This window comes from Microbacterium rhizosphaerae (assembly GCF_034120055.1).
Taxonomy (GTDB): domain Bacteria; phylum Actinomycetota; class Actinomycetes; order Actinomycetales; family Microbacteriaceae; genus Microbacterium; species Microbacterium rhizosphaerae.
Map to the genome: position 1 here is coordinate 793,558 of NZ_CP139368.1, position 13,189 is coordinate 806,746.

Annotated in this window: 2 protein-coding genes (1 of these 2 cut by a window edge); both read left to right on the forward strand. The window is 70.4% G+C overall.

Annotation, left to right across the window (positions count from 1 at the left end):
- A protein-coding gene (locus SM116_RS03545) for a Calx-beta domain-containing protein (protein WP_320943088.1) crosses the window boundary here: on the forward strand, nucleotides 1–10,915 show its end. Its footprint begins 22,121 nt before the window's first position; the window shows 10,915 of its 33,036 coding nt (coding positions 22,122–33,036); its start codon lies off the left edge, out of view; it ends in the stop codon at nucleotides 10,913–10,915.
- A complete protein-coding gene (locus SM116_RS03550; protein ID WP_320943089.1) occupies nucleotides 10,912–13,182 on the forward strand; it encodes a LuxR C-terminal-related transcriptional regulator in 2,271 nt (756 codons plus the stop codon). The genes SM116_RS03545 and SM116_RS03550 overlap by 4 nt, the downstream gene beginning before the upstream one ends.
- The last annotated feature ends 7 nt before the right edge of the window (nucleotides 13,183–13,189 follow it).

The window sequence follows — 13,189 nt, forward strand, 5'->3', positions numbered from 1 at the left end:
CACGCCGGACGACTACGCCACGCCGCAGACAGTGTGGATCGCGGCCGCGAACGACACCGAGCCGCAGGGCGACATCGTCGTGGCGGTCAGCCACAGCGTCGTCAGCGCCGACCCCACGTACGACTTCGCCGTGGTGCGCAATGTCGAGGTCACGGTCCACGACAACCTGACGCCGGGCCTCGACATCACGCAGCTCGACGGCAGCGGCAGCGCCGACACGACGACCACGGTCATCAAGGGCTCGCCGACGACGCAGCTGACCGACAGCTTCGCGCTGACGCTGCCGAGCCGCCCTGCGGGCGACGTCACGTTCTCGATCACACCGACGGATGCGCGCCTCGTCCTGTCGTCGCTCGACTCGCGGTTCCACCTGGGCCCGGTGGTGGGGGGCGTGCAGACCTACACGGTCAAATTCACGAACAGCGCGACCGACTGGAGCACGCCGCTTCTGATCACCGTCGCGGCCGTGAACGACTACCACCCGGAGGACCCGCGCTACACGACCCTGAACTTCGCGGTGGTCACCACGACCGACCCGAAGTACACCGGCCTGACGTCGTCGCTCGACGTGCTCGTCTACGACGACAACACTCCGGGTGTCTACGTGCACCAGTCCGGCGGGTCGACGCTCGTGCCGATCGGCGGCGGCACCGACACCTACACGGTGCGGCTGACGCAGGCGCCCACGGCGCCGGTGAAGATCGCGATCGTCGGCGACGGCCAGGTGAGCATCGCGCTCGACTCCACGTGCGGCTCGGGAACGCTCGGCAAGGTGTGCCTGCTGCCGGTCGTCGGCGGGGCGAAGACCTTCACCGGAGCGGTCTCGCTCGCGGGCGGCGCCATCACCCGCACCGACGGCAAGAGCTGGCTGGATGACGGCTTCCTCGAGGGCGAGCTCGTCATGATCGGCGGCAGCCTGTACAAGATCCAGGCGATCTCCGGCCCGACGCTCTCGAGCATGAGCTTCACGACGCCGCCGTCGTTCTCGGCCGGCACGATCACGATGACCGAGTACGCGCCGACGATCACGTTCGACGCGACGAACTGGTGGATCCCGGTCACGGTGACGGTCAGCGCCGACGCGGCGTTCACGATCCCGGCCGGCCGCGAGAACATCATCACGTTCCCGAAGCAGCCGCACGACCTCGGCCTCGCGATCCGCGGCCCGCTGCAGGTCGAGGGCGGCACCGGCGGCGAGCACCACGAGCTCACCGGCGCGGTGCTCTACCCGGCGGAGTACAACACGCCGCCGTTCGGCATCGCGGCGCAGCCGTCCGAGGCCCGCCAGATCGACGTCCTCAACATCTACGACGACGGCGCGCACGCCGACCAGACCGGCACGATGACCTCCACGGCGCTCACCGGCTTCGGGATGACGGGCGACCTGCACTTCGCCGGTGCCACCGCCTTCGGTGAGCCCGCCTCGTTCCCCGGGGGCATCAGCTACGGCACCATCGTCGTCGATCCCCAGACCGGGGCATACAGCACCGATGCGTCGAAGTCGACGATCGAGGTGCTGAACGTCATGCTCGGCCAGGGCAACGACTCCCTGACGGTCGCGAGCACGCTCATCGCCGGTCCCGACCAGGCGACCGACGACAAGCTGGCGAGCGGCATCCCGTCGCTCGCGGGCGTCCTGACGGTCGTGCAGGGCGGCGGCGACCGCCTGCTCGAGGTCGTCGGCACCTTCACCCTCACGGCCAGCACGATCACCCGCAACGACGGGCGCACGTGGACGGAAGAGGGCTTCGCGGTCGGCCAGCGGATCAACGTCCCGGGCTACGCGGCCGGGCAGTTCACGATCACGGCGATGGGCGGCGCGACGATGACGGTCTCCGGGGGGACGCTCGCCGCAGGTCAACTCGGCACCGACGACCACCGCGTGGCCGTGTCGATCTACGACCCGCTGCAGACGAACACCGGCTACGCCCGCATCGGCGGCGATCGCATCACGGTGCTCAACGGCGACGGACAGGGCAAGGGCTCACCCGGACCCTCCTCACCGCTCGTCGTCTACGGCGACACCAGCCAGGACGGCATCTGGTACTCCGGCGGCCTGAGCACGCAGTCCGGCCACGACTTCGGCCCGAAGCCGACGATCGAGCCGGTCGGCAACGCGCCCGACTTCGTCTTCCCGGTCGCGCAGTCGTTCACATACGCCGGCAACGACGTCATCGACGCGAGTGCGCTGGATGCCGGTCTCCCGAGTTCGAACCTTCCGACCATCGGCATCGTCGCCTACGGCGGCGCGGGCAACGACACGATCATCGGCAGCCAGACGGGCGACATCCTCGCCGGCGGCTCGGGCAACGACACGATCCTCGGCCAGCGCGGCCAGGACCTCATCTACGGCGACTCGGGCATCAACGTCGACGTCCTGACGCGGGTGCTGACCGTGCCGACCGCGAACGCCAGCACCACTCCCGACGCCGACGGCCTCGCGGCCGGCCACGACACGATCTGGGGTGAGGGAGCGGGCTCCGCACCGAGCACCGCGACGGCCAACGCCGACGACCAGGACGTCATCTTCGGCGACCACGGCGTGGTGACGCAGGATGTGCAGGACGTGCGCCAGTGGCTGTTCGACCAGACCGCGCAGACGTTCGTCGAGCAGAACCTGCGGCTGCAGCGCATCCAGACCACCGGCCAGCTGATGCACCTGGCCACCGTGCAGCAGGCCAACGGCGTCGGCGACACGATCAACGGCAACCTCGGCAACGACATCGTGTTCGGCGGCGGCGGTGGCGACACCATCGCGGGCAACGAGGGCAACGACCTCGTCTTCGGCGACTTCGGGCGAGTGGACTGCACGCAGCCGTCCGCGCACGCCGCGCCGAGCGACCCGACCTCGGACAACCCCTTCTGCCGCATCGACGCGTCGCAGCTGCCGTTCAACGTCGCGCTGAACGACCACACGTTCAGCTGGACGTCTATCGACACGCAGAGCACGGCCAACTGGGGCAACGACCTCATCAGCGGCGGCACGGGCGACGACATCCTCATCGGCGGCGCCGGCTCCGACCGCATCTCGGGCGACACCGGTGACGACGACATCGTCGGCGGCAACACCGGCGCCGCGATCGCGGGCGTCGCGAACACGGGCGGTGCGGGCGGCTACAACGGCGGCGTCGACTTCAGCGCGGGCCACGTCGCCTACGGCGATGTGTTCGACGGCACCGGCGGCTACGACGGCGGCCACAGCGCCTGCGTCACGTCGAGCTCGTGCGTCTACGGCGACTACCTCGACGGCGGCACCGGCAACGACGTGATCGCCGGCGACAACGCGACGATCCTGCGCACCGGCAGCACGTACAGCCCGCGGTTCCGCGTCCTGACCGGCACCGACATCTTCGACACCGGCACCGGCGCCGCGAACATCCTCGGCTCGAACTTCAACGGCGCAGCCCAGCCCTGCCAGTGGGTCGACAACTCCGCGGGCGCCTTCACCACGGCCCCCGCCTGCCTCGACTACGGCTACCAGGCCGACCCGAACGGCGTCTTCGTCCGGTCGGTCACCCTGTACGACCAGAGCTTCACCCCGCCGGCCGGCACATCGTCGGACTCCGACATCGCGGGTGGCGCGGGCAACGATGTGATCTTCGGCCAGGGCGGCAACGACTGGGTGCAGGGCGACGGCTCCGTCATCGACGACTCCGGCCGCATCACGATCGACGTGCAGACCCGCGACACCGTCACCGACCCCCGCCCATCGGTCGAGGACTACGCCGGCCCCGGCACCGACGGCCGCGATTACATCGAGGGCAACGCCGGCAACGACGTCCTCTACGGCGGGCTCGGGCAGGACGACCTCGTCGGCGGCAGCTCATCGATGTTCGGCCTCACGACGCGCGACCAGCGCCCCGACGGCAGCGACACGATCTACGGCGGCGCCGGAACCCGCACGGGCATCAACGATCAGGGCGACCTGTCCGCGCAGGGTCACGCGCACGACGCCGACGTGATCATGGCCGACAACGGCAACATCTACCAGCTCGTCGGCGCGAGCGGCTCGCCCACGAAGGATGCGAACGGCGCGACCAAGGCGCGACTGTCGTTCCTCACCTTCAACTACGACAATTACTCGACGCTCGAGACGATCATCCCGCGGGCCTACACCTATCTCGACTACACGATCGGCATCCAGGGGCCGGCCGACATCGGCGGCGCCGATCTGGTGCACGGCGAGGCCGGAGACGACGTCATCCTCGGCCAGACCGGCAGCGACGTGCTCGCGGGCGACGGCCAGGACGACACGATCATCGGCGGCACCGGCAACGACCGCATCTACGGCGGCACCGGGGATGACCGCATCCTGGGTGACGACGGCTACTTCAACGTCAGCCGCAACGGGCGCACCGAGCCGCTGTGGGACGTCAACGCGCCCAACGCCACCAATGTGCTGCAGGCGATCCCCGGACCGTACACGCAGGCGCTCACGTTCCAGGCCGGCGACCTCTTCAACGAGGCGCGTCTGCTCGGCTACAACGCCTCCGACCCGACCGCTTCCGGCTACGCCGACATCGTCTACGGCGGCCTCGGCAACGACTGGATCCACGGCGAGGGCGGCGACGACGCCATCTCGGGTGCCGAGGCGCTGCCGTTCTACTACTCCGACATCCCGCAGGCGCAGATCCTCAGCGCGTGGGGCATCGACCCGACCAACCCGCTGCTGTACAACCCGACCACCACGAAGTTCGCGGACTACAACGCCGACGACCCGTGGTCGAAGATCTACGACTGCACCAGCGGGGTCAAGGACATCGGTGTCGACGGCACGTGCGCCTCGGGCCAGAAGGTCGACTTCTTCCTCAACTTCACGCCGTACGTCCTCGACGCGAACGGCGCGCCGATGCTGGATGCCGCCGGCAACCCGATCAAGAGCAACGACGGCTGCGACATCATCTACGGCGACAACGGCAACGACTGGCTCGTGGGCGGCACCGACACCAACTGGCTGTTCGGCGGCTTCGGCGACGACCTGCTGCAGTCCTCGCAGAACCTCGAGACGGACGGCGAGCACAACCGCGTGCCCGAGGACGCGCTGTGGTCCGACCCGACCTTCGCCTACGGCGGAGCCGGACGCGACGTGCTGATCGCCGACACGGGCCGGGCGCGCATGTACGACTGGACCGGCGAGTTCAACAGCTTCATCGTTCCGTTCAGCCCGTTCGGCGCCCCGGTCGTCAACCGCAGCTTCAGCCCGTGGATCCGCGACTTCATCCGTGCGCTCGCGGTCGCCGGCGGCGAGGACATGACCTTCGTGCCGAACTCGCCGCTCGACGAGCTCGCGCTGTCGACCCCGCAGGACTCGTACTGGAACGCCCAGCACGGCGGCCCGCGCGACCCGCAGCCCGGAAACGTCCCCGGCGTGCAGATCGACTATCGCGGCCTCGTCGATCTCGGCGTCGGCTGCCCGTGCAACCCGGGTGTCGTCATCGCCGTCACCAAGGCGATCGACGCGGTCGACCCGCTGCACCCGACGCAGGTCGAGCAGGCGCAGGTGGCGCCCGGCGTCATCCTCACGGTCGGCGGCCGGCTCGTCTTCACGTACCTCGTCACGGACCCGGGAACCACGGCGCTGCGGATCGTGTCGATCACGGACGACAACGGCACGCCGGGCGATCCGACGGACGACTTCCATCCCGTGTACGTCTCCGGCGACGCCAACAGCAACGGCCTGATCGACCCGGGTGAGACGTGGCTGTACACCTCGGCCGGCGTCGCCGGCGCCCCCACGGCGGCCCTCTCGGGCACCCACGAGAACACCGTGACGGTCACCGCGCTCGAGCCCGTGACGAGCGTGCTCGTCGGCGCCGCCGCGCAGTCGAACTACACGGCATCCCCGGCGGAGCTGCAGCTCGGCAAGGACATCAACGCCGCCAACCCGCTCGCTCCGACGCTCACGGAGCGCGCAGACACGCAGGCCAACGCACCGCACCTGGCCGTCGGCGCCCCCATCGTCTTCACGTACCGCATCACGACCGTCTCGGCCACGGGCCTGACCATCGTCTCCATCACGGACGACAACGGCACCAACGCCGACACGTCGGACGACTGGACTCCGCTGCCGGTGCTCGTCACCTTCCTGGGCCAGCAGTACAACGCCGGCGACACCAACTACAACGGACTGCTGGATGCGGGCGAGACCTGGCTCTACACCTCGCGCGGCGCCGCCGGCGCCCCCACGACCGCCGCAGCCGGCTGGAACGAGAACACCGCGACCGTGGTGGCCACGGACGGCACCGACAGCTACTACGCGTACGACGCGGCGTGGTACTTCGGCACGACGGGCCTCGCGCTCGTCAAGGCCGTGAACGCCGTCGACCCGACGCATCCCACACTCGGCGAGGACGCGAACGCCGCACCGGGGCCGACCGTGGCGCAGGGCTCGACGCTCACGTTCACGTACCTCGTGATCAACTCGAGCGCGGCGCCGATGCTGATCCAGAGCATCGTCGACGACAACGGCACGCCGGCGAACACGGCGGACGACGTCTCGCTCGGCCACGGCATCGTCGCGGTGACGATGACGTGCAACGGCGGTCTCCACAACGTCGGCGACGTCAACTGCAACGGCTCGTTCGACGCGGGTGAGCAGTGGCTGTACCGCTACACGACCACCGCCCTGCTCGATACCCACACCAACACCGCGGTCGTGACGACGCTGACTTCTGCCGGCCGGACGCTCACGGCCACCGACACGGCGAGCTACACGGGTGCCGGCGCGCACGTCACGCTGCACACCGCGGTGAACGCGCTGCACCCGCAGACGCCGACCACCTACGAGGACGCCAACACGGCTCCGGGCGCGTACCTCACGCTGGGCGTGGCGGTCGTCTACACCTACCTCGTGGTCAACGACGGGTTCCTGACGCTGACCAACGTCGTCGTCAGCGATGTGACGAACGGGTTCGCCCCGAAGGCGGTGCTCGGCACGGACGGCGTCCACAACATCGGCGACACGAACAACAACGGTCTCCTCGACCCGGGCGAGTCGTGGCTGTACACCTCGTCCGGCGTCAAGTCGCTGACCGCGCTGACTGGCACCGTGCTCGACACCTCGTCGGTGACCGCCACCCCGGTGCTCGCCGGCGCGGGGAGCGTCTCGGCGACCGACCCGACCTACTACACGGGCACCAAGGTGGGCATCGTCATCCACAAGGCGGTGAATGCGGCCAAGCCGACCGCGCCGACCCTGGCGGAGGATGCGAACGACCCGCTCAACCCGCTGTACGTGCGCGCCGGCGGACCGGTCGTCTTCACCTACCTCGTCTCGACCGCGAACAACGCGACGTTCACGATGGCGTCGCTCACGATCACCGACGACAACGGCACACCGGGCAACCCGGCCGACGACTTCCACCCCACCTACGTCTCGGGCGACAACAACGGCAACGGCGTCCTCGACAAGAACGAGGTGTGGCTGTTCACCTCGTCGAGCATCACGGCGCTGCAGGGGCTGAACTGCAACAACGTCACCATCACGGCGCTCTCCGGCGGCACGACCTACGCGTCACAGGATCTCGCGTGCTACTTCGGCACCGTCGTCGGAGTGGTCGTGAAGAAGGCGACGAACGCCGCCGATCCGCTGCACCCGACGGCGGCTGAAGAGGCCGACACGACGAGCCCCGAGCAGTACCTGCCGATCGGCACGGCGCTCACGTGGACGTACCGGGTGACGAACCCGGGCAACACCCCGATCCGGGTCACCGGCATCGTCGACGACAACGGCACGCCCGGCAACGCCGCCGACGACTTCGCGCCGAAGTATCTGTCCGGCGACACCAACGGGAACGGCCTGCTCGACCCGGGCGAGATCTGGCTGTACACCTCGTCCGGTGTGGTCACCCGCGCCGCCGTGGCCGGCCAGTACGGAAACACCGTGACGGTGACGGCGACCGAACCGCACCTCGGCACGACCACGACCGCGACCGACCTGAGCCACTACTTCGGAGCCATCGACAAGATCGCCATCACGAAGGCCGTCAACGCGAAGGACCCGCTGAACCCCACCGCCTACGAGGACGCGAACTACAAGCCGGGTGTCATTCTGCAGATCGGCAGCGTCGTCACGTGGACCTACCTGGTCACGAACCTCGGCAGCACGCCGCTCGATGTGTGGGAGGTCGCCGACGACAACAACGGAGGCGTTCCGTTCGACGCCGCGCCGGTGATGTCCGCGGACGGCTTCGTGGTCGGAGACGTCAACCACAACGGCGTGCTCGACCCCGGTGAAACGTGGCTGTACTCCGCGACCGGCATCGTGGCGCGCGGCCAGTACACCAACACCGCGACGGTCTACGCCTCCGTGCTGGGAGAGCCCAACCCCGCGTCGACCTGCACGTCCAACCCCGCGGCGAACCTGTGCGCGAGCGACGTCGCGAACCTCTACGGCACGGACGCCGGCATCCAGGTCGTGAAGACGCTCAACGGCCAGGTCTCCCGCGACCCGGGCACCCCGATCCTCATCGCCCGCGGCGCGACCGGCACGTACACGTATCAGGTGAGCACGACCACGAGCACGCCCCTCACGAACATCACGGTCGTCGACGACAACGGCACTCCCGGGAACACGGCGGACGACTTCGTGCCGACCCCGGTGCTGTCGGGCGGCTTCAACGTCGGCGACGCGAACCACGACAACGTGCTCGACCCCGGTGAGGTCTGGATCTTCACCGCGACCCACACGGCGGCGTATGGTCCGTTCGTCAATGTGGTCCGGGTGAGCGGCACCTCGGCCGGCGGCACCGTGTGGGACGACGACCTCAACTACTCGCTCGGCGTCGTGCCCGGCGTGAAGATCGTCAAGGCCATCGACGCGCTCGACCCCTGGCACCCGACATCCATCGAGGATGCGAACACCCAGCCCGCCCGCGAGCTCCTCGTCGGCACGACCGCCGTGTGGACCTACCTCGTCACGAACACCGGCAATGCGCCGGTGAGCATCACGAGCATCACCGACGACAACGGCACCCCCAACAACACGGCGGACGACTTCCTCGCGCTGGCGGTGACGGATGCTGCGCACCCGTGCAACGTCGGCGACACCAACGGCAACTGCCTGCTCGACCTCACCGAGACGTGGCTGTTCAGTGCCACCACCACGGTTCAGGCCGGTGCCTACCTCAACACAGCGACGGTCCGCGCGATCCAGCCGACGACTGGCCAGACCGCGTCGAACACCGATATCGCCGGCTACTACGGCATGACCGGCTCCGGCCAGGGACTCACCCCCGGGTACTGGAAGAACCACCCGACCCTGTGGCCGACCGACAGCAGCGGTCGCCCGATCTTCACCAACGACCAGCTGGTGTCGTCGATCTTCGGACCGATGCCGAGCGCCGACGCGAACGAGACGCTCCTGCAGGCACTCGGCAACGGCGGCGGCGGCGTGGACGCACTGCTGCGCGCCGCGGTCGCCGCGCTCCTGAACACCACGAGCGCCCTGATCGACTACCCGTGGACGGCGAGCACGCTCGTCGCCGCCGTGAACGCCGCGCTCGCGAGCGGCGATGCCACGAGGATCAACAACCTGCAGATCGCCCTCAACGCGTGGAACAACCTCGGCGCCACCCTGACCGCGCCGGGCACGGTCGCCCCCTCGGCGAGCATCGGCAATGCGACGGTCACGCGGCCCACGTCCGGTCAGACGGCGGTGACCCTCACCGTCACGCTGTCCGGATCGGTGCCCGACGGCTCGACGATCGACTGGTCCACCGTGGCCGGCACCGCGACGCCGGGCCTCGACTATGAGATCGGTTCCGGCACGCTGACCTTCAGCGCCGGTCAGACCTCGGCGACCCTGACCGTGTATGTCGACGGCCGCACCGGAGTCTCGGGCAACCTCACCTTCAACGTCGTCCTCTCGAGCCCGGTCGGCATGTCGATCGGCACCGGCACCGGCGTCGTCACCATCGCCGCCGCCGTCGCCCCGACCGTCACGATCACCGCCACCGGCGGCTCGATCGCGGTGCCGACGAAGAAGAAGGGCGCCATCACCGTCACGGTGACGCTCGCGGCCCCGTCGGCCACGACGGTGACCGTGACTCTGAAGACGGTCGACGGCACCGCCAAGGCGGGCACCGACTACCAGTCGCTGACGACGACCCTCACCTTCGCTCCGGGCACGACGAGCCAGACCGTCAGCGTCACGATCCTCGCGCACGCGGCAGGATCGCTCAGCAAGTACTTCACCCTCCAGCTTTCGAACCCGACTCCGTCCGGCGCCACTCTCGTCAACGGGACCGTGACGATCACCGGCACGAGTCTGCTGGCCACGGCGGTGGCGGCACCCCCGACGACCCAGACGCTGGATGCGGCTGCCGCCGCTGCCGTGCTGCGTGAGGCCCGGGCGGCCTGGGTCGCGGCGGGGGCGAAGGCCGCCACCCTCGCTCCGGTGCGACTGGTCGTGACCGACCTGCCGGGCGCGGAGCTCGCGGACACCGTCGGCGACACGATCTATGTGGATGCGACGGCCGCCGGCTGGGGCTGGTCCACAGGCGCCGTCGTCGCGGCGGGACGGATGGACCTCCTCAGCGTCCTCGAGCACGAGCTCGGACACGTGCTGGGCCTCGAGCACGGCGCATCCATCCGCTACGGAGACGTCATGCTGCCGACGCTCGCGCCCGGCGTCCGGCGCGTGCTGCCCGTGGTCGCGGCTCCGGTGCCGGCCGGCTCCGCCCGCACGGCCGTGGCCGTGAACCCGGGGCCCGCGGCGATGGCGCTTCCGCTTCGAAGCGACGCGGTCGCTCTCCCGCAGACGAGCTTCGCCGTCTCTGCGGCATCCGGCAGGCCCGGACCGGCCGTGGGCGCACCTCTCGATGCCCTTCTCCCGGTCGCAGCCGCGATCTGCGCGCTGCTGCTGCTTCTCGCATCCGCCCGGCGTCGTCGCGGAGGTCCGGTGATGCCTTCGTGAGTCTTCTGATCGGCCGCGACGGCGACGTCGCGCGCGTGGAGCAGCTGCTCTTCGGGCCGGCGCCGGTCCCGATCCTGACGATCATCGGACCATCCGGCATCGGCAAGACCCGCTTCGTCCGCGAGGTCGTCGACCGGGCCGCTGTCGCTCGCGAACCCGTCGCGGTGCGCGACGCGCAGGATGACGGGGCGCCCGAGGGGGCGCTCCTCGTCGTGGACGAGCCCGACCTCAGCGTGTCGCGAGCCCGGCAGTTGACGAGCTGCACGCTGCAGCGCCGGCCCGGGGCTCAGGTGATCGTGACCTCCCTGGCCCCGCTGCGCATCCCCAGGGAGCGGCCGTACCGGCTCGAGCGTCTCGCCCCCGAACCGGATGCCGTCGCGCTCTTCACCGAAGCTGTGGCGCCGCAGCGACGTGCCGAGCTCGACCCCGTCCAGGTGGCTGCGCTGTGCGTCGAGTTGGGAGGGCTCCCGCTGGCCGTCCAGGCCGCGGCCGTGCTGTCGGAGGCCGTACCTCCCGAGCATCTGCTGCGACGTCTGAGCGAGGCACGCCTGCTCGACGTGCTCGGAGACGTGGTGCTGCCCGACGACCGCACGCTGCGCGGCGCGATCACGCGCACCTACAACGAGCTGTCGGACGTGGATCAGATCCTGCTGGCGAGCCTGTCCGCCCTGCCGCCGGGCTTCACGGTCGCTGCGGCGGTCGCCGTGCTCGGACGCAGCGAAGGGGCCGTGCTCACCGGGCTCGCGCGATTGACGACAGCGGGCGTGCTCACCCGGTCGGCGACCGGGATCGGCGGTCCGCGCTTCGCCGTTCCGCGCTCCCTGCGCGAGATCTCGCGTGAGACGATGACGGCGCCCCGCGCGGCGCGTACGGCAGCCGTCCGGCATTACCGGGCGCTCGCGATCGACAGCGCGCGACTCTCGGTGGCGGGGGAGGACCTGCGGGCACTGGCTCGCGTCCGCGACGACGAGATGGCGCTGCGCGACTCCGCGGTCCAGCTGTCCACGGTCGGCGACGCGGTCGGAGCGCTCGAGCTCGAGCTCGGGGTCGCTGTCGCGTCGCTGTCGCTCCGCTGGGATGCGGAAGCCTCCGCGCGACTGGAGCGGCGTCGCCAGGCGGCCGCAGACGCGGCCTCGCCGGCGCTCCGGCTGCAGGCGCAGCTGCGCTCGGGGCGGCTGGCCGTGGAGCACGCGGTCGACCTGCCGACGCCACGAGGTCCCCTGATCGGCCGCGCTCTCGACGGGGTCGCCGCGGCGCATGCCCTCGGCGATCCGGTACTCATCGCCCTGGCCGTCGGATTCGCCGTCGAGGCCGTCATGGATGCCGGCGAGCCGTCGGCGGCCGAGCGACTGATCGTCCCGGCACGGGGGCTGGATGCCGATCCTTCCGTGTGCGCCCCGCTGCACGCGTGGGAGGCGGTATTGCAGGCGCTGGATGGACAGACCGACGCCGCTCTCGACACCATGGCGCAGGCCCGCGAGCTGCTCAGGAACCCCGGCTCGTCCCGAGGACTGCTCGCCGCCGAGGTCGGCCTCGCCGCGCACGTGGCTGAGGCGTCGGGTCCGCTCGGCCTGCCCCGCCTGCTGGCGGATGCGCGCCGCCTCGGCGATCGCCACCTCGAGGCGCGGATCCTCACCCTGCTCGCCGGCTCCCTCCTGCATCGGGGCGAGACCGCGGAGGCGGTGCGCGTCGCGCGGGAGGTCTTGCAGCTCGTCGAGTCGCACGGAGGCTCCGGTGCCGCGACGGCGACCGTCGGGGCCCTCGCGACGATCGCGCACGGCGCGGCCGCGGGCGACGAGCTCTTCGCCGCCGTCCGGCTGCAGGAGGCGCTGCGCGGCGCCGCGCCGCGCGCGGCTGCGCTCGCGCTCGGACCCGCCGGCGACCGCATCGACCGTCGGCGCGAGACGCTCACCGCCCGCGACGTCGAGCGAGCGGTCCACGAGGCGTCCGCGTGGACGCTGGCGGATGCCGTCGGCGCGGGTCGCGCGCTGGCTGAGGCGCTCTCTCGTCCCGGCTCCGGTCCCGCGTCCGTCGCCCCCGATGCGTTCTCCGCGACGGGGACCAGCACGCTGACGCCGCGCGAACGGGACGTTCTGATCGAGCTGGCGCGTGGCGCCAGCAACAAGGCGATCGGCGACGCGCTCGGCCTGACGCCGAAGACCGTGATGCATCACTCCCAGGCGATCTACCGCAAGCTGGGCGTGCACACGCGTGCCGAGGCTGCTGTCGTTGCGGTGCGTCAGGGCCTCGTGCCCACCCGCGACTGACTCGTGC